This is a genomic window from Bradyrhizobium sp. LB14.3 (assembly GCF_040547985.1).
Classification (GTDB): domain Bacteria; phylum Pseudomonadota; class Alphaproteobacteria; order Rhizobiales; family Xanthobacteraceae; genus Bradyrhizobium.
Map to the genome: position 1 here is coordinate 440,248 of NZ_JBEPQT010000003.1, position 24,070 is coordinate 464,317.

The following is a 24,070-nucleotide window of genomic DNA, read 5'->3' on the forward strand; positions in this document are numbered from 1 at the left end:
ACCGATTAGGATCATGCTTGGACTGAAGAGGGAGCGTCATCGTGGCTGACGGCGTCAGGAAAGACGAAGAGTTCTCGGGCACCAAGCCTGTCGAGGAGCGGCATCGTATCGACGAGATGCGGCTCGAGGCCTGGTTGCGCGACAACGTCGAGGGTTATGAGGGACCGCTGGTCGTGCTCCAGTTCAAGGGCGGCCAGTCCAACCCGACCTACCGGCTTGACACGCCGAACCGCTCCTACGTGATGCGCCGAAAGCCGTTCGGCAAATTGTTGCCGTCGGCGCATGCGGTCGATCGCGAATATCGGGTGATCGCAGCGCTTGGAAAGCAGGGCTTTCCGGTCGCGAAGGCCTATGCGCTGTGCCAGGACGACAGCATCATCGGTTCGGCCTTCTACATCATGTCGATGGAAGACGGCCGGGTGTTCTGGGATCCGGCGTTGCCGAGCCAGACGCCGGAGGACCGCCGAAAAATCTTCACCAGCAAGATCGAGACGCTGGCGAAGCTGCACATGTACGATCCCGTCGCGATCGGTCTTGGCGAGTTCGGCAAGCCCGGCAATTATTTCGCGCGCCAGATCGACCGCTGGACCAAGCAGTATCGGGCGTCCGAGACCCAGACCATTCCGGAGTTCGAGAAGGTCGCGGAATGGTTGCCGAAAACCGTGCCGGAGCAGGCGCGGATCTCGATCGTCCACGGCGACTATCGCCTCGACAACATGATTTTCCACGCGACGGAACCGCGCGTGCAGGCCGTGCTCGACTGGGAATTGTCGACGCTCGGCGATCCCATGGCCGACTTCACCTATCTCCTGATGCAGTGGGTCATGCCGGGTCTTGAGGGCGCCGACCTCAAGGCGCTCAACATTCCGAGCGTGGAAGAGGCCGCGCAGATCTATTGCAACGTCACCAAGATGACGGTGCCTGACCTCAACTGGTACTTCGCCTACAATCTGTTCCGCCTCGCCGGCATCACCCAGGGCATCGCCGGCCGCGTCCGCGACGGCACCGCGGCGAATGCCAAGGCGCTGGAATCAGCCAAGCGCACCGTACCGCTGTCGAAAGCGTCGTGGGAATACGCGCAGAAGGCGGGCGCGGTTTAAGGAATCCGAAGGCGCGGCTGACGGCCGCGCCTTTTTACCTCGATCGCCGCTCTCGTGTCCCGGGCGCGGTGCAGCACGAAGTGCTGCTCCGCAGAGCCGGGACCCAGTCACGTCGTATTGAGCCGTTCGGGACAGAATGACGAGAGAGATGGCCGCATGATCGACCACACCGCGCTCATCACCTACATCCTCATCGTCCTCGGCTTCGTCTTCATTCCCGGTCCGGCGACACTCCTCACCATGGCGCGCGCGGCGAGCTCGGGAACCAGGGTCGGCATCGCGACGGGCGCGGGAATTGCGGCCGGTGACGTGGTCCACACCACCATGGCGATCGTCGGCCTCTCTGCGATCATCGCAACTTCGGCCCTCCTGTTCAGCGTCGTCAAATACGCGGGCGCAGGCTTCCTGATCTATCTCGGCATTCGTGCCATTCTCGACAAGGCGCCGCTCGAGGTGAATGGCGGCGCGCCCGCGATCAGCGCAGCGCGAGCATTCCGGCAGGCCGTGCTGACCGAGGTGCTTAATCCGAAGACCGCGCTGTTCTTCCTCGCGTTCCTGCCGCAGTTCGTCCGTCCCGAGCATGGTTCGACGACGCTGCAGCTCGCGCTGTTCGGCGCTGCCTTCGTGTTGCTCGGCCTCGTCAGCACGGTGGTGTTCGCCGTCGGCGCCGGCCGTCTTGGCAATTTGCTACGCCGCCATCCGGCCGTCGTGAAATGGCAGGGCAAGGTGGTCGGGACCATCTACTGCGCGATTGGCGTGCGGCTGGCGTTGCAGGAGCGCTGAGCGGTATCCGCCGCTCGCGTGTCCCGGACGCGGTGCAGCACGAAGTGCTGCTCCGCAGAGCCGGGACCCAGTTACGTCACCAAGGTATTCAACTCATTCGTAAGATCGCGCCAATCCCGATTGAGCTCTTCGATCAGCTTGAGCTTCCACGCCCGTCGCCAACGCTTCAACGAATGCTCGCGTGAGCGTGCCTCGATCACGGACTCGAAGGTTTCGAAGTAGACGAGCAGAGTTACATCGTGTTGCCGCGTGAAGCCTGGTATGAGCTTGGCTTTGTGCTCGCTTACTCGACGAACCAGGTCGTTCGTCACTCCGACATAGAGTGTGCCGTTTCGTTTGCTCGCAAGGATGTAAACGAAGAAGGACATAGCCATGCAACCGGCCTTGAGGTGTCACGACTTATAATTGCATGAGTTCTGGGCGCGGCCAAGCGCTCTGGGTCCCGGCTCTGCGGAGCGTCACTTCGTGCCGCACCGCGTCCGGGACACGAGACCGTATTTCCGCATGCTCTCGCGTCCCGGACGCGGTGCAGCGCGTAGCGCTGCTCCGCAGAGCCGGGACCCAGTTAGTCGCAGTCACCGATCATCCCTTCGCGCAATGCGCAATGAGCTTCTCCACGAACGCCGCGCATTTCTCCAGCTGCGCCATTTCCACGAATTCGTCCGGCGTGTGCGCCTGCGCGATTCCGCCGGGGCCGATCACCACGGATGGGATATCCGCCATGCTGGCGAACAGGCTCGCCTCGGTGCCGAAGGCGACCTTGGCGTGGTCGTTGCGGCCGGCGAGGCTCTTGGCCAGCGTGACGATGGCGGCGTCGGCGGCCGTGTCGAGCGCGGGATAGTCGAGGATCTCCTCGAAATCGATGCCGCACTCCGGATGTCTCGCCTTCATCGCGGGCTCGAGTTCGGCCGTGGCCCAGGCGACGATCGCATCCGTGACCTCGCGCGACTCGGTGATGCCGATGCCGCGGCATTCGAAATCCACCGTGCAACTATCCGGCACGATGTTCAGCGCGGCGCCGCCATGGACGATGCTGGTGAGCAGCGTCGAGTGCGGAACATCGTAGAGGCTGTCCGTTGACCGCACGGCGGCGAGCGTGACCGCGCGGCGGCGGATTTCGACGATCAGCTCGGCCGCATATTCGATCGCATTCACCCCGTCGGGCGCGATCGAGGAGTGGCGGGCCAGCCCCCGAAACGTCGCGCGCACGCCGTGCTTGCCCTTGTGTCCGATGATGACCTTCATCTCGGTAGGCTCGCCGACGAAGCAGCCGAGCGGCCTGACCTTCTTCTTCGCGATCTGGCCGAGCATCGGCCGCACGCCGACGCAGCCGATCTCCTCGTCATAGGAGATCGCCAGATGGATCGGCGTTGCCAGCTTCACCTCCAGCATTTCAGGCACCATGGCGAGGCACACCGCGACGAAACCCTTCATGTCGGTGGTGCCGCGGCCGTAGAGCCTGCCGTCGCGCTCGATCAGCTTGAACGGATCGTGGCTCCAGTCCTGGCCGACCACAGGCACCACGTCGGTATGTCCTGACAGCACCAGGCCGGGGCGGTCCTCGGGTCCAATGGTGACCCACAGCGAGGCCTTCTGTCCGGTCTCGTCGACGATGCGCTCACCCTTGACGCCGAGCGCGGCGAGATAGCTCTCGATATGCGCGATCAGGGGCAGGTTGGAGCGATCGCTGATCGTGTCGAAGCCGACGAGGTCGGCGAGCAATTTTCGGATACGGTCGGGTCTTGAGCTTGGCATTTTCACGTTCTTGTCAGGAGGTGGGAAGCTGACGCAGCTTGCATGAACCATACCAATGTCGCGGGTGTTAGGGCAAACCAGCACAAATCCGTCCGGGCGACGAGATGTTGTGTGGCCCGTCGGGCAAAACACCCAAATGCTCGGTCAACCCGCATCACCAAAGATATTCCGCTTTACCGAAATTCGGAAACGGCGTATGTATCGCCGCAACCCGGCCCAAGGAAGAGGGGCGTATCGCGATCGTCACGAACGCGGGCCGGGCGGCGGTGGACGCCGATCACATCGGCGCGAATGGTTTCGCAGGGCGGAGAGCCGTGAGCGAAGGCGTCGCGCGCACGACCGGTGTGATCGGCGTACGGCCAAATCGTGTCGTCCTGGCGCCCGGGGTCTGTGCGCCAAGTCTTGCGGTGATGTGTGCTGTCCGACCGGACCGCGCGCATCAGCCATCCGCAGGGCGACGGGGGCAATAGTGCATCGCTCCCCGGGGAGAGCACGACATAAGCCGTTCCAACCATTGCGCAGGGAAGGCCGGATGTTGGGCTTCACCTGTATGCCGCTGTGCAATTTTGTTACGACAACTTCGCACAGTGGACCGCGGGTGCCAGCCGGCACCCGGTCTTCCCTGCGCTCTCTTTCATTTGAGGGTGAGACGACGAAGCAAAGCTCGGGCGAAACACGCCGCGAGGATGCGATCCCATGTCAGGCATTCAACAACGCTCTCGTGCCCCGGACGCAGCGCAGCGCCTCTTCGACGGTGCGCTGCAGAGCCGGGGCCGATGCAACAGTGAACGGTGTGGTTTCCTGGGTCCCGGCTCTGCGCAGCAGCGTAAGAACGCTGCAGCGCGTCCGGGACACGGAAGCACTGCTATTAAACCGGTTTCCCCGCATACGGCATCGACGCTGTCAGCCCGCCGTCCACCGGGAATGCCTGGCCGTTGACATACGAGGCCTCGTCGCTGGCCAAAAACAATCCCATCGCGGCGAGCTCGTGCGGCTGGCCGGGGCGCTTGAGCGGATTGAGCTGGCCGATCTTATCGGCGGTGCCGCGCTCCTTGGCGCGGTCGAAAATCGGCTTGGTCATGCCGGTCTCGATCAGGCCCGGGCACACTGCGTTGATGCGCACGCCGGTGCCGGTGAGCGAATAGGCGGTGGTCTGCACCAGGGAGATCACGCCGGCCTTGCTCGCCGCATAGGGATGACCGCTGGCGCCGGCCTTGAGACCGGCGACGGACGCGGTCAGCACGATCGCGCCGGACTGCTGCTTCACCATGTGCGGCATCGCATGCTTCACCGCGAGGAAAGGCCCGATCAGATTGATCCGCAAAACCTCCTGCCATTGCTCGACGGTCTGCTCGCCGAGCGGGACGAGTCCGCCGGAGACGCCGGCATTGGCCCAGATTACGTCGAGCCGGCCGTGCGTCTTCACCGCCTTGTCGATCACGGCCATGACGTCCTTCTCGGAGCCCGCATCCGCCACCATGGCTTCCGCGATGCCGCCGGCCTTCTTCACCTCGTCGACCGTCTCCTTCACCGCCTCGGTGCGATCGACCGCGATCAGCTTGGCGCCTTCCCTGGTGAACAGCAGCGCGGCCGCGCGGCCGATGCCGCTGCCGGCACCGGTGATAATGACGGATTTGCCTTGCAGACGGCCCATGCGTTTTCTCCCTCTGGTTCGCACGCGACGCTTGCCGCGCGACGGAATTTCAAACAAGATTTCAAACGGTAAAGTGTCTTGAGACACGTTCGCTACTGACGTACAGCGACAGCAGACGGGATGGAAGGGTTTCGATGGCAGGTGCAGACAAGCCCAATGTGGTCACGACACGCTGGTGGTGGGTCCGTCACGCGCCGGTGCGCAATGACGGCGGCAACATCTACGGTCAGTCCGATCTCGCCTGCGACACCGGCGATACTTACGTCTTCAATGCTGTTGCCAAGGTGCTGCCACGAAAGGCGGTCTGGTATTCGAGCAATCTGATGCGCACGCACCAGACCGCCGAAGCGATCTGGGCGGCGGGCTTCCCGAGGCCTGCGGCGATGAAATGGGAAGCGGACCTCGCCGAACAAAACCTCGGCCGCTGGCAGGGCATGAACCGCGCCGAGTTCATCGCCAGCCGTCCCGTCGGCTCGAGCTGGTTTGCCGACATCAACGAGCCTGCGCCCGGCGGCGAAAGCTTCATGGACCTCTACAACCGCACCCGCCGCACCATCGAGCGGATCAACAATGAGGTGGCCGGGCAGGACGTGATCGCGGTCGCGCATGGCGGCACCATCAAGGCTGCGCTGGGTCTGGCGCTCGACGGTCAGCCGGAGCGGGGGCTCGCGTTCGATATCGACAATTGCTCGGTGACGCGGCTCGATCATTTCGCAAGCCCCGAGCGCAATGTCTGGCGGCTGCCGATGGTGAACCAGCAGCCGTGGATCGCGGACGATGCGCATGCGGCGATGCATCAACTTGCGGGACCGGAAGTCAAGAAGCTCGCCTGAGCAATTGCCCGGTCGCGCGGACGCGGCGTAAGCTCCAGGCCAATTCAAATCATAACTCTTGGGAGAGAAACATGACCTTGTTCGACATGAAGGGAAAAGTCGCCGTCATCACCGGCTCGACGCGCGGCATCGGACTTGCGATCGCCGAGCGCATGGCCGAGCACGGCGCCAAGGTCGTGATCTCCTCGCGCAAGGCCGATGTCTGCGACCAGGTCGCCAAGTCCATCAACGACAGATTCGGCAAGGGCACCGCGGTCGCCATCGCCGCCAACATCTCGTCGAAGGAAAACCTGCAAAACCTCATCGACGAGAGCAACCGCGCCTTCGGCAAGATCGACGTGCTGGTCTGCAACGCTGCGTCGAACCCGTATTACGGTCCGCTCGCCGGCATCTCCGACGATCAGTTCAGGAAGATTCTGGACAACAACATCGTCGCCAACAACTGGTTGATCTCGATGGTGGTGCCGCAGATGATCGAGCGCAAGGACGGCTCGATCATCATCGTCTCCTCGATCGGCGGATTGAAAGGCTCGACCATCCTCGGCGCCTACGCGATCTCCAAGGCCGCCGACATGCAGCTCGCGCGCAATCTGGCCTGCGAATATGGCCCGCACAACATCCGCGTCAACTGCATCGCGCCCGGCCTGATCAAGACCGATTTCGCCAAGGCATTGTGGGACAATCCCGAGAATTTGAAGGCTTCGACCGCGCGTTCGCCGCTGCTCCGTATCGGCATCCCCGACGAGATCGCGGGCGCCGCAGTGTTCCTGGGATCGAAGGCCGGCGACTTCATGACCGGCCAGACCATGGTGATCGACGGCGGCGCGACGATCAGTTGAGGCCCCAGTAGGTGTCATCGTCCGCGAAGGCGGACGATCCAGTACTCCGCGGCTGTAGTGGCGTGAAGGAATGACCGCCGCGGCGTACTGGATGCCCCGCCTGCGCGGGGCATGACAGTGAGGAAGGATGCAGCGTCGCGCGTAAGCGATGCAGCCTCAATCCACCGCCGCGTACACCAGATCCCGCACCAGCGTCCGCGTAAAATCGCGCTGTCCCGGGCCCTGGCTCATGAACACGACGAACATATCCTCCTTCGGATCGATCCAGAAGAACGTCCCCGCAATGCCGCTCCAGAAATACTGGCCGACGCTGCCGGGGAAGGGCGCGATGCCGGCCTCGCGGCGCACGGCGAAGCCGAGGCCGAAGCCGTGGCCGGGCGACAGGAGAGTGCCGTTGGTCACGACGTGAGGTCCGAGATGATCGGACGCCATCAGCTCCAGCGTTTTGCGGCCGATGATCCTGTTGCCGTCGAGGGTGCCGCCGTTGCGCAGCATCAGCGCGAAGCGGGCATAATCCATGGTGGTGGAGACGAGGCCGCCGCCGCCGGACTCCATGATCGGTTGCTCGATCATGTTGAACAGCGCGACCTTGTCGCCGGTCCAGGGATCGGCCGCGAACGGCTCGGCCAGCCGGCCGGCATTGGCTTCGCTGGTTGCAAAGCCGGTCTCGGCCATTTGCAAGGGCGCGAGAATGCGCTCGGCGAGGTATGTGCCGAGCGACTTGCCGCTGACGATTTCGATGATGCGGCCGAGGATGTCGGTGGAGCGGCTGTAGTTGAACTCGTCGCCGGGATGGCAGACCAGCGGCAAGCTCGCCACCAAGGCGGCGTGCTCGGCATTGGTGATCTTGCGGCTGCGCACCCGCGAGTCCTGGTAGAGCTTGTGCACGGGGCCGTCGCCCTGGTGCTCGTAGGTCAGGCCGGAGGTGTGGCGGAGCAGGTCCTGCACCGTCATCGGCCGTTTCGGCGGAACCAGTTCCAGCTTGCCGCCGCTGACCACACCGACCTTTTGGTCGGCGAACTCCGGGATGAATTTGGCGACCGCATCGGCAAGCAGCAGATGGCCGTCCTCGACCAGCGCCATGATGCCGACCGACACGATCGGCTTGGTCATCGAGAAGATTCGGAAGATCGAATCATGCGCCATCGGCGCCGCGCCCGTCGGGCTCTGCTTGCCGAGCGCCTCGAACCAGCCGACCTGGCCGTGCCGTGCCACCAGCACGGCGACGCCGGGAATGGTTCCCTTGTCGATCTCGCGCTTGAAGGCGTCCGACATGGCCTGGAGGCGCGGGCGCGACAGCCCGAGCGTCTCGGGGCGGCCCTCCGGCAGAGGCGGGGTGTTCGGCGCGGTCGAGGGGCGAGGGGCGGCTGTCGCAGAGGCTGTCGCAGTCATGGGCACTCCCGGTTGCTTATTATTATTCGGGGCCGACTGTGGCCCAGAAGGCGCGGCACAAACAAGCGAAGCCAGCGCGCTTCACCCTTGCAATCCGGCCTTGCAATCCGGCCGCCCCCTGTGCTTCAAAGCGGCCTGATCCGCGCGGCAACGCAGGGTCCGTAGGAGTGTAGCTCAATTGGTAGAGCACCGGTCTCCAAAACCGGGGGTCGCAGGTTCGAGCCCTGCCACTCCTGCCAGCGAAATCAAATACTTAGATCAGATGCTGGCGGGGCGGGAACCTGCCGTTTCCAGATCGCCTCCGCGAGGGCGATGTCGACCACGGAATCTTCGCCGGAAGCCAGGGGCGTCCTCTGCTCGACGATATCGGTGACGAATGCATCGGCCTGACGCCGAAACGCCCAACTCTTCTCGCGCGGTAATTGCGTGCGTTGTCCTTGCTGATCGAGGATGACCTCCGCCTCCTGCTCGGCAAAGGGCGGGGGCAACTCGATGGTCACTGCGCCGCGCTCGAACGCGATGCTCAGACCCTCACGCCAGCCGCCCTCAGATCCATTTACGAGTTGCAGCGCGCAGGCGACGCCGTCGAAGTCGAGCGTCACGGTCGCCGCGCCCGAGGTCTCGACGGTGCTTTGCGCGACTGCCGGCGACGATCCGAGCACGTAGCGCGCGAGATTGATGATATGGCTGAACACGTTCAGAAAATGGTCGTAGCCGGGTCGCATCGCGCCGGGCATCCAGTCCGGGCCATCCTGCCAGAGCTCGAGCCCGTCCGGCCGCGCTTCGCCGGTCATGATGAAGTTGTCCTGCGACCGGCCAGTGTTGCCGCCGAAGCACCAGCCTCGCGCCCCGATAACGCGCCCAAGCGACTGATCCGCTCGAATGCGCGTCAACTCGGCCAGCGCGCGTGCCACGCCGACGTCGTGACGCTTCATGTAGCCGATGCTGTAGACGAGCTTGTGCCGCCGTGCGGCCTCGGCCAGTACAACGGCCTGAGCCGTGGTGTAGGCCATCGGCTTTTCCGACAGCACATGCCGGCCGCTGTTCAACGCATCCAGCACGATCGGGCCGGTGGCGCGACGCTTCGTCACCACGACGACGGCGGACACCTCGCTGTCCGCCAGCAGCTCCCGGTGCGTGCCGTAGACCCGGGCGATGTCGAATTTTTGCGCCGCTGCGGCAGCGAGATCAGGCCGGAGATCGGCGATCGCGACAACGCGGCAGGCGGGATTGGCGGCGAAATTGGCGAGGTGGCACATCTGGCCGACCATGCCCGTTCCGATGATGCCAATGCCTGGCGCCACTTGCTAGGATCCCTCGAAGCGCTTCCGGATGACGAGGAAATGCGCCGGTTGTCCCCAGGTGTTGATGAAGGCCGGGTCTGACTGGGTGAGCGCGGTGACCGCGGACACATCCCGTCGCCCGATCGCGCCAAAGATACGATGGAAACTGTCGAGCGTCGCGACGATGGCGCCGATGTCGGAAGCATCGTCGGCGAGAATTTCTGTCGTCCGTATCGTCTCGCGCAGCGAGGCGAGGCTCGCGATCACACGGGGCAGGCTGTCGCCGAAGGGATCGTCGATCATCCCATCGACATCGAGAACCAGTGGCTCGATCGAAGCCGAGATCGCATCGACCGCTTCGGTCTTGCCGGCCAGATAGAGCTTCCGTCCGCCGAGAAAGCTCAGACGGCTGCGGCCGAGATGGCGCGTCGCGCGCTGCAGCTTCTCGTCGTCGGACAGAACCTTCTTGTGCCAGTAGACGTCCAGGCTGTCGCGATAGGCGGGCCACGCCGAATGGATGTCGAATCCCTGCTCGTGCGCCGCCCTACACAAGGCTCCCGCCTCGAGGAAGTAGCGGTGCCGAACGAATGGATTTTCGAGCACGTCCATCAGCCAGGATTCGAAGCTGCGTGTGTGCGGAATGCTGTTCCATTTCGCGTCGAACAGCATCTTCGCCGTTTCGAGCACGGGACGGCCCGTCAGTACCTTGCCGGCCGCATGAATCGCCTTGAGCGCGAGCTCGAAGAATCCGCCGTAGCGCTCGTAGTAGGAAACGACCGCGTAACCGTCCGGATTGAGCAGCCGGTGAAAGATGCCGAGCCAATTCTCAGTCGGCTGCACCGTGTAGATGAATCCTTCGGCATCGATGATGTCAAAGCGACGATCGCTGCGAAATCCTTCGACATCCGACGATACGAGTTCACGCAGACGTTCCGCTTGGCTGAAATGCGCGAAGTAAGCCTGGATTTTCGCATGCGCATGCCGGTTCGGCTCTGCGAGCGTCATGTTTGCGCCCCAGCCTGCAAACACCAGCGCGTTCTCGCCAGAATCGGGGCCGAATTCGAGCACGTCGGCGTCGCGGAACAACCGCGGCGGCAGCACCAGCTTGTCCGAAAACAACTCGCGCCGCAGGCCGGCATAGGCTCCGAGTTCGGCGGCGGATTTGAAATTCCCGAACGTCGGCAGGACCTCCTGACGTTCGTAGTAGTTGAAGAGCTTGTCCTCAGCCATGCCGCGACCCTGCGGCCGCCTCGAGGCGATCGAGCTCGCTCCAGATGTCCGAGGGTGCGAAGATCGAAACGATGTGGAGCGGGCGCTTCACGGTTTCGCGCAGCCGGCTGCTGACCCTGTCTTCGTTCTCCTGGTTCACGGCCAGAAGGCAGACGAGCGGATTCGACTTGCCTGCGAGGCCCTCCGGCGAACGGATCGGAATGCCGGTGCCGGGCAGGAACAAGCCCTGGCGCTCCTTCTGGTCGTCGACCGAGAGGTCGACGAGATCCGCGAGTTCGTGGGCATTGGTGAAAGTGCAGGCGCGGCAACCGGCGCCGTAGATGGCGATCTCGGCGCCGTTGGCGCGAGCCTTGGCGAGGATCGGGCGGAGCCGCGCGCCGTACTCCCTTGCGCGCTGGCCGAACCTCTCGCCGACTCCGGCAGGGGCGGGCGGTGGCGTCACGTCGTGCGGGGCGCGGCGCGCTGCGATCGCGAGGCTGCCGCCGCTGAAATTGTATTTCTTCACCGACACCGCCTCGAAGCCGTGGCGCGCCAGCAGCGCGAGCAGTGTCGGTTCGGTGAAGTAGCTGACGTGCTCCTCCCACAGGACCGAGAGGTCGCCCGCCGTCGAGCCGGGTGCGAAATCAGGCACGTCGATGAACAGCAGCCCATCGTCGCTGAGCGCGATCTTCACGCAGTCGAAAAAGTTCTCGAAATCGACGATGTGCTCCAGCACCTGGCGCGAGACGACGAGGTCGAACTTGCCGGCCTCTGCGACCGCGTCGTGACACAGCGCCGGGCTGATCATGTCGGCATAGACCTTGATGCCGCGCTCGCGGGCGATCTTGCCCGACACCAGGTTGGGCTCGACGCCCACCAGAACTTTCGCGCCACGTTCGCGAAGCCTGTCCATGAACAGGCCGTCGTTGCATCCGATCTCGAACACGGATTGATGGCTCGAGAATTTCGCGATGGTATCGAGCTCGTCGACCTGGTGCGGCTCCGGCTTCCAGCTGCTGAAATTGTAGTTGAACTGCCGGTACAGAATGTCGGGATCGATCGGCTTGACGATCTGGGGCAGGCCGCACTCGCCACACGCCAGCACCTCGAACGGATACCGGTCGTCCTGTTCGTCGCGGCTGTGCCGAAGCCGATGCGCAATCGGCATCTGTCCGAGGTCGATGACCGGGCGCAAATTGGTCGAATGGCAGAGGCGGCAATGATCGGTCACGGGTTTGGCTCTGTGCAGGAAAAGCGAGGAAACATCGACGCTCCAGGCGATACGCGACGCAGTTGAAGCCTATATCGCGCCAGAGGTCTTGCCACAATTCTTAAGTTGCCGTGCCGCGGCGAGCGCACCAATCTTCGTGACGTAGTTCTGGACTTCAGCGGCATCGCTGCCATCGGGAGCCCAGTCAGGAAATGCGGTGCGGGAGGGATCGAACGGACCGGCGGTGGTTTCGTGAAACACCAGCCATTCCGAGGTGATCAGGATCGAGTGAAACACCTGCTCGGGCATCCGGTAATAGCAGCGCTGGCCCTGGCCGTAAGGCGCCATCTCGAGCACGTCGCGAATCCGCCCGTCATCCTCGAAGATCACGACCTGCGCGGTGCCTTCGATGACGTGGAACGACTCGGGTTTGCCAAAATGCTTGTGAGGCCGCACATAGGCCTCGCGATGATGCACGATGAGCATCTCGTGCAGGCCGGACGAGGGATCGGGATGCGTGCACAGTCTGCTGCGCAGACGCGGATTGCCGGCGGCGATGCGCTTCAGCTCGGCGATCGTGGCGTCGTCCGCTGTGACGATGGCATCGTCCGAATAATACACTTCGGAATTTTGCGCACGCAACGAGGTCGGCCGGCGCAGGCCCGTTGCTTCATTCGAAGAAGATGAACCCATGGTCGCCCCGGTATCCGCATTTGTCGTAGATCCAGGCCCACGTTTCCGGACCGTGGAAACTCAGGCAGGTGAGCTGCCAGTAGAGCAGGTTCGCCTTCTCGCGCTCGTCGCGGAACGATTCCACCATCAGATATTTCGAGGCGCCGCGCCCAACGCGCTCGATCTCGGACACGGCGCGGAAGACGTCCTCGAGCGGAAGATTGTGAAGCACGCCGAGCGACACCACGAGATCGAAGCTGTGGTCGGGATAGGGGAGCTCGACGGCGCTGCCGATCTTCAATTGCGACCGCACCTCCTCCTTGGCATTGGCGATGCCATAGTCGGAAATGTCGATGCCGGCGATCGTGAGGCCGGGCACGAGCTGGCTGAACTCATGGAGCAAATAGCCCTTGCCGCAGCCGACATCGAGCACGCGCATCCCGGGCTTGATGCCATAGCGGTCGATCAGGGTCTGGGCGAGCGGGCGCCACCGTCCGTCGTAACGATAACCGCCATAGCCATAGCGGCGGTCGCCGTCCCAATAGTCGTGTCCCCATTGCCGGGCCACGGTGGCGGATTCCGCCTTGTCGTGCTCGACGACCCGCTGAACGTAGTTCCGCTTGGTCGACGCGTGCATCGGCTGGAGTAAGTTGATCTCGGTCATTGTCCTCAACCGGTCCGCTGCATCGTCACAGGATGGTCGCGAATTTGTTGACGAGCAGAATGTCCTCGACGGCCTGGATGGCGTCGCGCGAGGACAGCGTGATCTCCTCGACGGCGGCGTGCAAGTCGCAGCCTTCGCTCAGCACGCGGTCGTAGATCTCCCGCCGCCGCGCCTCGTCGGGCGGCAGCATGAAGATGCTGTAAAGAATCAGGCCACGCAGCCGCGGCAGCTCGTCCAGGATGTCCTCGAGCACCATGTAGCTGCCTTGCATGGTGTGCTCGGCGGCGCTGAGCAGATAATGCAGGTTCTTCCGCCGCGCGTAGTCGCGGATCACGATGTTCTGGACGTGCTGCGGAGTGCGGCTGCCGTTCAGCGGCCGGGCGCCGATATAGCCGCGATGGCCGGCTCGCTCAGCCATGGAAGCCTCCCGGCAGCTTGTACTGCATGCCGACGCGTGTTGCCGGGCGCAGCAGGATCGGTTCGAAGAACTCGCCGAAGCGCTTGTCCGCGTAGGGCGACATGATGCTCTTGAAGCGGCAGTTCATGCTCCAGCGCGTGCCGGGCTCCTCGTTGATGCGATTGCCGTGCATCAGGGTCTGGTTGAACAGCATCACGTGGCCGTAGGGGATCTCGATGAAGGTCGCGTGCGGCTTGATGGTCTTGTACAGCTCCTCGGCGCTGCGCAGGCTGGCCATTCGGTCCTGCATGTCGCCGTTCAGGGACGGCGGCAGCAGATACATCGATTTGGAGCGGTGGACGTCGACCAGCGGCACCCACACCACAACTTCGAACGGCGAGTCGCCCGACCAGACGTCGGAATGGGTGGCGAGCAGCGAGGAATCGTCACCTGGCAGCTGGATGCTGAGATTGACGCGGCGCTGCATGCAGAGCTCGTTGCCGACGATGGTCTCGATCGTCGAGCGCGCCAGGCGGAAATAGGTCGGCCGGAACCAGGGCTCGGCGTTGAGGCCGTTGAAGACGTGCAGCCGCAGGCCGTTGAGATCCTCCACGCTCACCCGGGTGTGGATGGTGTCGAGCATCGCGTAGGGGTCGTTGCCGTGCGGCAGCTTCAGATAGTCCGCCGCAAGCTCGGCGGCGCGCCGCTGGATCCGGTCGAGCCCGGCGCGATCGTCGGCCGGCGTGGTGACGAAGCCATCGTCGATGAAGCGTTGCGCCAGCGCCTGCTCATCGGCCTCGAGGAAAGCCGTGTCCGTCATGCAAAATACTCCCGGGCGGTCGCGCAAACATAGCTGATGTCCGAGGCCGAGAGGAACTGGTTGATGGGAAGCGTGAGGATCTGATCCGCCTGCCGCTCAGTCACCGGGAACGCGCCGCGACCGTGACCCAGATGCGCCGCCGCCTCCTGGAGGTGGATCGGTACCGGATAGTGGATCGCGGTCTCGATACCCTTGTCGGCAAGATATTTCTGGAAATCGTCGCGATGGTCCGTCTGCACGACGAAGGTATGGAAGGTGTTGAACTCGATGTTGCGGCAAACCGGGATGAACAGGGAAAGGCCGGCGAGCTCAGTGCGGTATTGCGCGGCGTTGCGGCGCCGGCGTTCGATCACGGAGGGCAGGTGACGCAGGCGAATGCGAAGCACCTCGGCCTGGACCGTGTCGAGGCGTGACACCATGCCCCACTCCTGGACGTCACTGCGATTGATCAGGCCGTGATTGCGCAGGCGTCGAATTCTCGCGGCCAACTCGGCGTCGGCGGTGACGACGAAGCCGGCGTCGCCCGCGGCATTGAGATTCTTCAGCGGGTGGGCAGAGAAACAGCCGAACGTTCCGATGGTCCCGCTCATCCGCCCGTCATAGGTCGAGCCGATGGCCTGCGCGCTGTCCTCGATCACGGCGAGAGCGTGCTTGGCCGCGATCGTCATCAGCGGGCTCATGTCGGCCATGCGTCCGGTCAGGTGCACCGGCATGATCGCCCTGGTCCGCGGAGTGACGGCGGCCTCGACTGCGGCCGGATCGATGTTCTGGTCCGGCAGTACGTCCGCAAACACCGGCGTGGCGCCGACGGCGACGATCGCGGCAGTCGATGCCACGAACGAATTCGGCGGGGTAATCACCTCGTCGCCGGGACCGATGTCGAGCGCCCTCAAGGACAGGAGCAGCGCATCGGTGCCGGAGTTCAGCGTCACCACATGCGGCGAGCCGAGATAGGTGGTGAGCTCCTCTTCGAGCTTCGCAACGGCCGCGCCGCCGATGAAATCGCCACGCTGGAATACGCCCTCGACCGCCTGCATGATCTCGCCGCGCTCTTCCTCGAATTGCGCGGGAAGATTGACGTAACCGATGCGCCGGCGGCCGGTGTCAGCGTCCATGGCAGAATTTCCGGACGATCTCGATGACGCGGTCCTGCTGGGCGTGCGTCAGATGCTGGTCGACGGGGAAGCTGATGACTTCCTGGGCGTGGCGGTCGGTGACCGGGAAGGTGCCCGGCCCGTAGCCGAGATGCTTGAGGCCTTCCTGCTGATACAGCGGGATGGGGTAGTGGATCTTCGCTTCGATGCCGTTGTCCAGGCAGTATTTGTAGAGCTCGTCGCGGCGCTCGGCGAACACCATGTAGAGATGATAGACGTGCTTCACGTTGGGCCGGCGCGGCGGAATGCGCAGGCCGGGCAGGCCGGCGAGGCCCGCGTCATAATAGGCCGCGTTCTCGATCCGGCGGCGTGTGATCTCGCTGGTCTGGCCGATCAGCCAGTTGCCGACCACCGCCTGGAGGGAATCTAGCCGCGAATTGCAGCCGAGGATCGCGATCTCGTCGCGATTCTTCATGCCGTGGTTGCGGATCAGACGAAGCCGCTCGTTCATCCCGTCGTCATTGGTGACGACGACGCCAGCATCGCCCCAGACGTTGAGGTTCTTGAGCGGATGCAGGGAGAAGCCGGCTGCGATACCGTGGGTGCCGGAGCGCTTTCCCGCGAACTCCGACAGAATGCCCTGGCAGGAATCCTCGACGACGGGAATGTTGTGACGTTGGGCGATCGCCATCAGCTTGCCCATGTCGGTGACCTCACCGGTCAACTGAACCGGCATGATCGCCTTGGTCTTCTCCGTGATCGCGGCTTCGACGTAGTCGACGTTCATGCAAAAGGAATCGTCGCAGTCGACCAGCACGGGCGTCGCGCCGGTCTCCGCGATGGCGCCGACGGTGGCGATGAAGGTGTTAGCGGCGGTGATGACCTCGTCGCCATGACCGATGCCGAGCGCCTTGAGCGGCAGCTTGAGCGCGTCGGTGCCCGATCCGACGCCGATGGCGTGACGCACGCCGATCAGCTCGGCAAAGCGCCGCTCGAATTCGGCGACCGGCTTGCCCAGGGTGAAATCACCGGTCGCCACCAATCGGCCGATCTCGGCCAGGATCGGGGCAGGATCGGAGAATTGCTCGAGCAGATAGGAATATCGAACGTCGTGCATGGGGCCCGTCAGGTGGAATGAAGTTGAGGAGAGGAGGTGTGCGAGGCGGCGAGCGCGCGCTCGATCGAGGTCGCAATGGCGCCGGCGGAAAGTCCGTGCTTCTTCAGCAGCGAGTCCTGCGATCCGTAATTGTGCATGAAACGATCCGGCAGCGACAGCCGAAGCATCGCGGGCAGGCCGAAGCCGAGCTTGTCGATCAGCGCCTCCGCGACCGCGCTGCCGAGGCCGCCGGAGGGCACGTGCTCCTCCAGCGTCGCCACCAGCTTGGTGCCCCGGATTGATTGCAGCAGCGCCTCGGTGTCGAGCGGCTTGACCGTGTGCATGTGCAGGATGCCGGCGCGAATGCCCTGCACAGCCAGCAGGTCGGCCGCAGCGAGTGCGCGCTGGAGCATGATGCCTGTCGTGACCATGACGACGTCGCCCGGTCGCCGCATCAGGATGGCCTTGCCGATCTCAAAGCCGTGCTCGGCCTTCGAGACGACGGCGTCGCCACCCTTGCCGAGCCGGATGTAGATCGGTCCGGTCCAGTCGAGCGTTTGCTCCATCAGCCGCGCCGCCTCGTCGGCATCGCACGGGCAGACCACCGTCATGTTCGGCAGCGCCCGCATGATGGCGATGTCCTCGATCGCCTGGTGGGTTGGGCCGAGCGGCGCATAGACCAGCCCGCCGCCATTGGCGATCAGCCGCACCGGTAGATTGTGCAGGCAGAGATCGACAGCGATCTGCTCGTAGCAGCGGCGGGTGAGGAATGTCGCGATGGTGTTGACGTAGGGCACGAAGCCTTCCATCGCGAGACCGGCCGACATGCCGATGATGTGCGCTTCCGAAATGCCTTCGATCAGGTGGCGCTTGGGAAACTCCTTGCTCATCGCGCGCAAGGTGCCCGCGCCGGGATCGGAGCCGATGTAGAGCACACGCTCGTCGCGCGTGGCGAGCTTGTGGACCATGTTCATCGCGGTATTGCGCATGGGAAGCCGATCAAAAATCGCCGACAGCGACGCGGATGGCGCCGAGCTCGCTGTCGGTCAGCTTGTTCTTGTGATGCCAATCGGCGTTGGATTCCGCGGCTGGCAGACCCTTGCCCTTGACGGTATGACAGATGACCGCGGTGGGTTTTCCCGGAACGGCCGGTACCTGCTTCAGGACGGTGCGCAGGGCGCCGACGTCGTGGCCGTTGAGCTCCTGCACGGCAAAGCCGAAGCTGCGCCATTTGTCCGCGAGCGGCTCCAGCGGCAGGACGTAGTCGGTGGGCCCGTAGCTTTGCAGCTTATTGTAGTCGATCAGCGCGACCAGATTGTCGAGCCCGTGCTTGGCCGCGCCCATGGCAGCTTCCCACACCGATCCCTCATTGATCTCGCCGTCGCCGAGCAGGACGAAGGTGCGGTAGCTGCGCTCGCGCATGCGCGCGGCGAGCGCAAGGCCGACACCGATCGACAGGCCGTGTCCAAGCGCGCCGGTCGACGCCTCGACCCCCGGCACCATTCCGTATTCGGGATGTCCGCCCAAAATGCTGTCGGGGCCGCAGAAGCCGTCGAGCTCCGACAGGGGAAAGAAGCCGCGATCGGCCAGCAGCGCATAGAGCGCCAGACACCCGTGCCCCTTGCTGAGGATCGCGCGGTCGCGGGCCGGATCGCGCGGGTTGTTCGGATCGATCCGCAGCACGTCGTCGTAGAGTACGCGGACCATCTCGATCAGCGACAATGCCGGACCGACATGTCCGCGTCCCGCGGAGCGGACAGAACCGAGGACCAGTCGGCGCAGATAAAGGCTACGCTCGTCCAGCGTGCAGGTGAGGGCGGCTTCAGCGTGGGGCGAGATCTGGGTCACTTCGGTAAATCTGTTGGGCTAATCGTCTGGTGAAGCCGGCGGGCTTTGTCGAGCTGACCAGCGAGGCGGATCGTAACATCGCCACCTTGTGCAGCCATTGCGCGCCGGGAGCGGCTGTCCGGCAAATAGGCGTTCAGGACAATCAGGCACCAGATTCCCTTGAACACAGGATACAGTACGTCACGGCGGATCGCAAACGCGTCATCGCCCGCCTCGAAGGCGCGCGACAGCCGTTCGATCAAGCGATTCGCGCTCGCCTCCGGCAGGTCGCTGCCGGGGTGAATGGCGGTGTCGGACACGAGCTTGACCGGATCGTCCCAGCCGAAATATTCGAAGTCGATGAATCGCAAGCACCCGCCTTCGGCGCGCAACGCGTTGTGCAGTCCGAAATCGGACGGACTTAGCGCGCGATGGTTGGGCGCAAGGTCCGCTGCGGGATCCCGGCCCAGTTCGGCGTAGCGCCGGCGGAGCTGCCGAATCGCGACGTCAGTGCTGGGAACCAGGCTGCCTTCGATGAACGCGCGCAGGTCGGGATGATCATCCGAGACCCGCCGCAGTCCGTCCAGGCGCTGCTCGTACTGGGCGATGGCTGCCTCGGGCGAAAAGATGCTGGCTGAGGCGTTGCGCAAATTTTGCGCGCCTTCGGCGGCGCGCAGTTTCTGCAACGCTATCAGGAAATCGGCGAGTTGGTCGGCGTCGTCGCCCTGCGGGCGCAGCACCGCCGCCTCGCCGTCGAACCATTGGTACAGCGCGCAGAACGCATCCGCGTCCTTTGCGACCGGCCGCGGTGTCGACATGATGCCGTGGCGCGACAGAAACGAGAGCGCGGCATATTCCTGTCCCAGGCGATCGCGTCCGTCGGACGGATAATGCTTAAGGGCAAGGGGCGGTCCCTCCGCCATCTCCAGCCGAAACACCCTGTTGTTGCCGCCGGACCGTGCCGGCTGGGCGGCCGCGACTCGCGCACCGGCCAGGCGGCTGCCGATCGCGATCGCAACCGGCGCGGTTATGTCGGTCTCGCTCATGCCGCAAGCACCTCGCGGCGAATATCGGCCCATGTCGCGATCGGCTTGCACTGTTCGGGGTGGGGGGGCTGCGACCGCGTGAACAGAATCGATCGCGTGGCCTTGGGAAAATGCGGTTGCTCGAAGACGTCGACGAGATCGTCGATGAAGACGTCGAGCCCCAGGCCCGCGATTCTCTCGACCTTGGCGGCCAGTGTATCCTCGAAATAGACGTCGCCGACGGCCAGCGCCGAATCCGCAGCGTCGATCAGGCCGGCTCGTCGTAGCCAGCTGCGCGCGGCGTCACGCAGGTCGGTGCGGTCGGGGTCCTGATGACCGAATCGAGTCTTGTGGCTGACGATGGAGACCTTGGAACCGGCCTGCTTGCACGCTGACAAAAATTCCCGCACCCCCGGATAGATTTCGGCGCTGCCAATGCCCTTGCCGTAGACGAAGCCTTGCAGCCCTTGCCAGGCCAACTCGCCGCCCGCGCGGGAGCGGAGATGGTCCCGCACGTCGGTCTTCAGCCCCTCCCACCCCTCCGGCACCAGCCCACGCTGACTTGCGACGGCGGCAAAGACCTTGTCGTAGCAGATGATCGTGTTGTCGAAATCGATGCCGATCCGCACGCCGCTCACTTCAGGCTGATGTTCTGCATCATCTTGATGTTGAAGTACCGGGGGTCGTTGAGCGAGTTCGGCAGGCGGCCGCCCTTGAAGGCGTTGACAAGGCCGGACACGGCCTGCTCGATCGTGTGGGTCGGCGCAAAGCCGAGCTCGCGGCGGATCTTCTCCGAAGAGACGTGGTAGGAGCGGAGATCGTCGGTCGGCTCAACGGCGACGTCGACATTGCTGCCGACCACCGACTTGACGATGTCGGCGATCTTCATCAGCGAGTGGTTCTCGTAGCCGATATTGTAGGTCTTGCCGTCGATCTTCGCGTCGTCCTGCTGGAGCAGGAACAGATAGGCCGCGGACATGTCCTCGATGTGCAGATTGGGCCGGCGCTGCGTTCCCCCGAACACGCGGATGCGGCCGGTGTTGACCGCGAGATTGGTCAGGATGTTGACGACGACGTCGAGCCGCTGCCGCGGTGCGTAGCCGCAGACGGTGGCGGGACGAACCGTGCAGGCGACGAACCCGGACGCCGCCTCGTCGGCGAGGTCGGTCTCGCACATCGCCTTGAACTTCGAATAGTCCGTGAGCGGCTCGCAGGACAGGTCCTCGGTCACCTCGGCCTCGTCCTTGATGCCGTAGACGCTGGACGAGGAGGCGTAGATGAAGCGCTTGATGCCCGCCTTCTTGGCGGCGCGCACCATCGGCCGGAAGCAGTCGTAATTGATGGATTTTCCGAGCCCCGGATCCAGCTCGAACGACGGATCGTTGGAGATGCAGGCGAGGTGGATCACGGCGTCGTTGCCGCGCAGGGCCTCGTTGATCGCGGCTTCATCGCGGATGTCGCCCTTGATCAGGCGCAGATTTGGATTGTTGCGGACGGCATCGAAGACATCGTCGCCATACATGAACAGGTCGAGCACGGTGACCTTGTGGCCCGCGGCGAGCAAGTGGGGAACCAGCACGCTGCCGACATAGCCGGCGCCACCGGTGACCATCACATTCCATTTTTGACCAATCACTGTCGTTCTCCAGTATTTGCCGTTCGCGCTACTTCAACAACGCAGTGACGAACTTGACCAGCGGCACCTTTTCGACCGAGCTGCGGTGGCCGACGATCCCGACCTTGATCGCGCCGGCCGCGTTGCCGATGAAGGCGACGTCCTCGATATTGCCGCCGGCGGCGACCAGCGGCGCGGTGATCGTCAGGAAGGCGTCCCCCGCGCCGACGGTGTCGACGACGGTCTTGGTGAAGGCGGGAACGCGCGCGACGCCGGTTTTCGAAGAGAACGGGTAGCAGCCGAAGGAGCCGTGCGTGATAATCATGTTGTCGCAGTCGATCTTGCCGTGCAAGCCGGCCTCGATCACGGATGCGATGTCGCTGAACTTGTCGGTTGCCGCCAGACGCGCCTCCGGCGCGTCGATGCAGATGTAATCAGCACGCGGATATCTCGTGATCAGGTTGTAGCCGTGATTGCCGCTATTGCTCTGGGCATTGACCGCCAGGAAATTGGAGTTCGCGATCAGGGCGTCGATCGTGCTCGAGGCGATCATGCCGTGACCGAAATCGGTGACGATCACCACGTCGGCGCCGCGCACGCGCTCCGTCGTGATACGGTCGATCTCCTTGCGATCGGCCTCGTCGAGCGGCGTGTCGTCCATGGTGTAAACTTCGAACAGCTTGTGCAGATATCCCAGCTCGACGAACCGCGATTTGCGGGTCGTCGGACGGCCCTGAATGCGAATCGGCGTCAACGTGACGTTCGGGCGGACATGCGCGCGGATGAACTCTTCAGGGTAGTCGTTGCCGCCCAGCGTCGTGACGATCTCCACCGATTTGCAGAAGCTCGCGACATGGTTTGCCGCGGCGATGACGCCGCCGGCAAATTGCTCGCCGTTCTTGAACAGCGTGGCGACGATGTTTTCCTTCGAAGCCTTTCCGAGCGCCGTGACGTACTGGTATTCGTCGATGATGGTGTCGCCGACCAGCACGACGTGCATGTCCTGCACCTTGTCGATCAGCTTCAGCAGACGGTCGGCGCCGCCACCTTCACGGACCTTTTGCAGGTAGTCGCGGAGTGGAGGATCGTAGATGTCGAAATACCGGTTCACCAGCGACGAGGAGCTGAAGGTCACGTCGCGCGTGAACACGATGCGTCCGCCGTGACGCTCGACGGCGTCGCGCTCGGTCCGGATCTTGCCGGTCACGTCGTCTTCGGGGTTCTCGTAGTCGGACCCCTTCACATAGATGTCCGGCCGCACCGTGTCGAGAATCGGCTCGGCGCTGGAGGTGTGATTGATGCCGACCCAATCGACGTTCGCGAGCGAGGCCAGCATCTCGGCCCGCATGTTTTCGGGGAAGATCGGCCGCCCCGGCCCCTTGTTGACGTGACGGTCGGCGGTGATCGTCACCATGACGACGTCGCCTTCGTTGTGCGCGGCCTGGATATGCCTGATGTGGCCGAGATGCACGAGGTCGAAGACGCCGTGGCAGAGTGCGACCTTCCGGCCCTGCGCTTGCGCAGATCGCGCGATCTCGCCGAGTTCCTCGATTGTCTTGATCTTTTCGTGCGCCGCCAGTTGGGCGGTTGACGCGGGATTGTCGGTCGGAAGATTGCCCATGTGATAACCCAAAGCGCCGGCCGACCTCAGTCGGCCGGCCCGGAATTGATCGATTCGCGGCAACGATATCCGGCGAACCTGTTCACTGGCTTGCCTTCTGCGGCGTGCCGGACGCGGCGTCGCTGTCGTCACCAAGATACTTGAACCAGTCCTTGGTCGCGTCCGCGATCTTGTCCACCGTCCACAGCGGCGCGTCCTTGTACTGATCCATCGACTTCAGCATCGTCGCGACGCCGTCCTCGAATTTCACCTTCGGCGTCCATTTCAGGATCCGCTTGATCTTGGTGATGTCGGCATGGGTGCACTCGGGCTCGCCGGGACGCTTGGGAATGTGGACCTTGTCGCCGCCGAGAAGTTCGACCAGCCGGTTGACGCTGTAGGTGTTGTCGGAGCCGACGTTGAAAACTTCGTTCGAGACCTCGGAGCGCGCGGCGGTCACGAAGGCGTCGGCGACATCGCTGACGAAGGTGAAGTCGCGGGTCTGCCCGCCGTCGCCGACCACCGTGAAGGGCTTGCCGGCGAGTTTCTGCGCCATGAACACGCCGAACACGGCGCCGTAGGTGCCCGTGGTGCGATGGCGCGGCCCGTAGACGTTGAACAGGCGCAGCGCGACCGCGGGCAATTTATAGACCTGGCACCAGTGCATGACGCACTGCTCGCCGAGATTCTTGGTGAGCGCATAGGGATACATCGGCCGGATCTCGGCGCTCTCCGGTGTCGGATAGGCGTCGGGAATTCCGTAGCAGGACGACGACGCGGCATAAACGAAGCGGCTGACGCCCGCCTGCCGTGCAGCCTCGAGAACGTTGACCGTGCCGTCGACATTGGCGCGATGATACGGGATCGGGGACTCGATCGAGGGAACGATGTCGGCCAGCGCCGCGAGATGGAAGACCCAGTCGATGCCGTCGAAATGCGGCTTGATCGATTCGAGTTCGGTGACGTCGGCCCGCACCATCTTCAATCGACTCGAATCGGCGCGCGAGGCGAGATTTTCGGCGCGTCCGATCACGAAATTATCGAGCGCGATGACCTCGTGCCCGTCGTCGAGGAGACGATCGACGAGGTGACTGCCGATGAAGCCCGCGCCACCAGTAACGATGCATTTCATGGGAACATCCGTGATGCGAATGCCCAGCGAAACAGGCTCGCCAATGTTAAGTGGAGTCGGAAACCGAATC

24 protein-coding genes and 1 tRNA gene are annotated in these 24,070 nt (G+C 63.8%); 5 read left to right on the plus strand and 20 right to left on the minus strand.

The window, feature by feature from the left end; translation table 11 throughout:
* The first annotated feature begins 41 nt into the window (after window positions 1–41).
* Together ABIB00_RS09455 and ABIB00_RS09460 are read left to right on the plus strand one after the other, a co-directional pair.
* Window positions 42–1,100 carry a phosphotransferase family protein gene (locus tag ABIB00_RS09455; protein ID WP_247350283.1) on the plus strand — a complete coding sequence of 353 codons (1,059 nt, stop codon included), beginning with the start codon at window positions 42–44 and terminating at the stop codon, window positions 1,098–1,100.
* Window positions 1,101–1,256: 156 nt separating this feature from the next.
* Window positions 1,257–1,883 (plus strand): LysE family translocator, encoded by a 627-nt coding sequence (locus ABIB00_RS09460; protein ID WP_354104136.1) that lies wholly within the window; start codon window positions 1,257–1,259, stop codon window positions 1,881–1,883.
* 71 nt (window positions 1,884–1,954) lie between these two features.
* Here the strand turns inward: ABIB00_RS09460 and ABIB00_RS09465 are convergent, their stop codons facing one another.
* From ABIB00_RS09465 to ABIB00_RS09475, 3 genes are all read right to left on the minus strand, one after another.
* On the minus strand, window positions 1,955–2,257 hold the full coding sequence (locus tag ABIB00_RS09465) for a GIY-YIG nuclease family protein (protein WP_354104137.1): 303 nt from the start codon (window positions 2,255–2,257) through the stop codon (window positions 1,955–1,957).
* 208 nt (window positions 2,258–2,465) lie between these two features.
* Window positions 2,466–3,638 (minus strand): acetylornithine deacetylase, encoded by a 1,173-nt coding sequence (gene argE, locus ABIB00_RS09470; protein WP_354104138.1) that lies wholly within the window; start codon window positions 3,636–3,638, stop codon window positions 2,466–2,468.
* An 868-nt stretch (window positions 3,639–4,506) separates the two neighbouring features.
* On the minus strand, window positions 4,507–5,292 hold the full coding sequence (locus ABIB00_RS09475; protein ID WP_354104139.1) for an SDR family NAD(P)-dependent oxidoreductase: 786 nt from the start codon (window positions 5,290–5,292) through the stop codon (window positions 4,507–4,509).
* A 134-nt stretch (window positions 5,293–5,426) separates the two neighbouring features.
* Here ABIB00_RS09475 and ABIB00_RS09480 point away from each other — a divergent pair, with 134 nt between their 5' ends.
* Window positions 5,427–6,125: a histidine phosphatase family protein gene (locus tag ABIB00_RS09480; RefSeq protein ID WP_354104140.1), complete on the plus strand. Its 699-nt coding sequence runs from the start codon at window positions 5,427–5,429 to the stop codon at window positions 6,123–6,125.
* Between the two features lie 71 nt (window positions 6,126–6,196).
* Window positions 6,197–6,964, plus strand: a complete 768-nt coding sequence (locus ABIB00_RS09485; protein WP_354104141.1) for an SDR family NAD(P)-dependent oxidoreductase — start codon at window positions 6,197–6,199, stop codon at window positions 6,962–6,964.
* A 156-nt stretch (window positions 6,965–7,120) separates the two neighbouring features.
* Here ABIB00_RS09485 and ABIB00_RS09490 read toward each other — a convergent pair whose 3' ends face one another.
* Window positions 7,121–8,356: a serine hydrolase domain-containing protein gene (locus ABIB00_RS09490; protein WP_354104142.1), complete on the minus strand. Its 1,236-nt coding sequence runs from the start codon at window positions 8,354–8,356 to the stop codon at window positions 7,121–7,123.
* A 163-nt stretch (window positions 8,357–8,519) separates the two neighbouring features.
* On the opposite strand from ABIB00_RS09490, the gene ABIB00_RS09495 reads away from it, so the two are divergent.
* A tRNA-Trp gene (locus tag ABIB00_RS09495) sits at window positions 8,520–8,595 on the plus strand.
* A gap of 6 nt (window positions 8,596–8,601) precedes the next feature.
* Here ABIB00_RS09495 and ABIB00_RS09500 read toward each other — a convergent pair.
* From ABIB00_RS09500 to ABIB00_RS09575, 16 genes are all read right to left on the minus strand, one after another.
* A complete protein-coding gene (locus ABIB00_RS09500) occupies window positions 8,602–9,660 on the minus strand; it encodes a Gfo/Idh/MocA family protein (RefSeq protein ID WP_354104143.1) in 1,059 nt (352 codons plus the stop codon).
* 3 nt (window positions 9,661–9,663) lie between these two features.
* Window positions 9,664–10,869 carry a class I SAM-dependent methyltransferase gene (locus ABIB00_RS09505; protein WP_354104144.1) on the minus strand — a complete coding sequence of 402 codons (1,206 nt, stop codon included), beginning with the start codon at window positions 10,867–10,869 and terminating at the stop codon, window positions 9,664–9,666.
* On the minus strand, window positions 10,862–12,079 hold the full coding sequence (locus ABIB00_RS09510; protein ID WP_354104145.1) for a class I SAM-dependent methyltransferase: 1,218 nt from the start codon (window positions 12,077–12,079) through the stop codon (window positions 10,862–10,864). Before ABIB00_RS09510 ends, ABIB00_RS09505 begins: the two co-directional genes overlap by 8 nt.
* A gap of 69 nt (window positions 12,080–12,148) precedes the next feature.
* Entirely contained in the window at window positions 12,149–12,751 is a 603-nt protein-coding gene (locus ABIB00_RS09515) for a WbuC family cupin fold metalloprotein (protein ID WP_354104146.1), read from the minus strand.
* Window positions 12,729–13,394 carry a class I SAM-dependent methyltransferase gene (locus ABIB00_RS09520; RefSeq protein ID WP_354104147.1) on the minus strand — a complete coding sequence of 222 codons (666 nt, stop codon included), beginning with the start codon at window positions 13,392–13,394 and terminating at the stop codon, window positions 12,729–12,731. Before ABIB00_RS09520 ends, ABIB00_RS09515 begins: the two co-directional genes overlap by 23 nt.
* 25 nt (window positions 13,395–13,419) lie before the next feature.
* On the minus strand, window positions 13,420–13,812 hold the full coding sequence (locus ABIB00_RS09525; protein WP_247341113.1) for an LIC12192 family sporadic carbohydrate cluster protein: 393 nt from the start codon (window positions 13,810–13,812) through the stop codon (window positions 13,420–13,422).
* A complete protein-coding gene (locus ABIB00_RS09530) occupies window positions 13,805–14,611 on the minus strand; it encodes a sporadic carbohydrate cluster 2OG-Fe(II) oxygenase (protein WP_247341115.1) in 807 nt (268 codons plus the stop codon). The genes ABIB00_RS09525 and ABIB00_RS09530 overlap by 8 nt, the downstream gene beginning before the upstream one ends.
* Window positions 14,608–15,726, minus strand: coding sequence for a DegT/DnrJ/EryC1/StrS family aminotransferase (locus ABIB00_RS09535; RefSeq protein WP_247445986.1), 1,119 nt, complete (start codon window positions 15,724–15,726; stop codon window positions 14,608–14,610). Before ABIB00_RS09535 ends, ABIB00_RS09530 begins: the two co-directional genes overlap by 4 nt.
* Window positions 15,716–16,822: a DegT/DnrJ/EryC1/StrS family aminotransferase gene (locus tag ABIB00_RS09540; protein ID WP_247341120.1), complete on the minus strand. Its 1,107-nt coding sequence runs from the start codon at window positions 16,820–16,822 to the stop codon at window positions 15,716–15,718. The genes ABIB00_RS09535 and ABIB00_RS09540 overlap by 11 nt, the downstream gene beginning before the upstream one ends.
* Before the next feature lie 8 nt (window positions 16,823–16,830).
* A complete protein-coding gene (locus tag ABIB00_RS09545; RefSeq protein ID WP_247445985.1) occupies window positions 16,831–17,790 on the minus strand; it encodes a transketolase family protein in 960 nt (319 codons plus the stop codon).
* A 10-nt stretch (window positions 17,791–17,800) separates the two neighbouring features.
* Entirely contained in the window at window positions 17,801–18,649 is an 849-nt protein-coding gene (locus tag ABIB00_RS09550; protein ID WP_247445984.1) for a transketolase, read from the minus strand.
* On the minus strand, window positions 18,646–19,551 hold the full coding sequence (locus tag ABIB00_RS09555) for a phosphotransferase (protein ID WP_247445983.1): 906 nt from the start codon (window positions 19,549–19,551) through the stop codon (window positions 18,646–18,648). Before ABIB00_RS09555 ends, ABIB00_RS09550 begins: the two co-directional genes overlap by 4 nt.
* Window positions 19,552–19,670: 119 nt before the next feature.
* Window positions 19,671–20,282, minus strand: coding sequence for an HAD family hydrolase (locus tag ABIB00_RS09560; protein WP_247341129.1), 612 nt, complete (start codon window positions 20,280–20,282; stop codon window positions 19,671–19,673).
* 5 nt (window positions 20,283–20,287) lie between these two features.
* Window positions 20,288–21,289 carry an NAD-dependent epimerase/dehydratase family protein gene (locus tag ABIB00_RS09565; RefSeq protein ID WP_247445982.1) on the minus strand — a complete coding sequence of 334 codons (1,002 nt, stop codon included), beginning with the start codon at window positions 21,287–21,289 and terminating at the stop codon, window positions 20,288–20,290.
* Between the two features lie 28 nt (window positions 21,290–21,317).
* On the minus strand, window positions 21,318–22,889 hold the full coding sequence (locus ABIB00_RS09570) for a PfkB family carbohydrate kinase (protein WP_354104149.1): 1,572 nt from the start codon (window positions 22,887–22,889) through the stop codon (window positions 21,318–21,320).
* 82 nt (window positions 22,890–22,971) lie between these two features.
* A complete protein-coding gene (locus ABIB00_RS09575; RefSeq protein ID WP_354104150.1) occupies window positions 22,972–24,000 on the minus strand; it encodes an SDR family oxidoreductase in 1,029 nt (342 codons plus the stop codon).
* Between the last annotated feature and the right edge of the window lie 70 nt (window positions 24,001–24,070).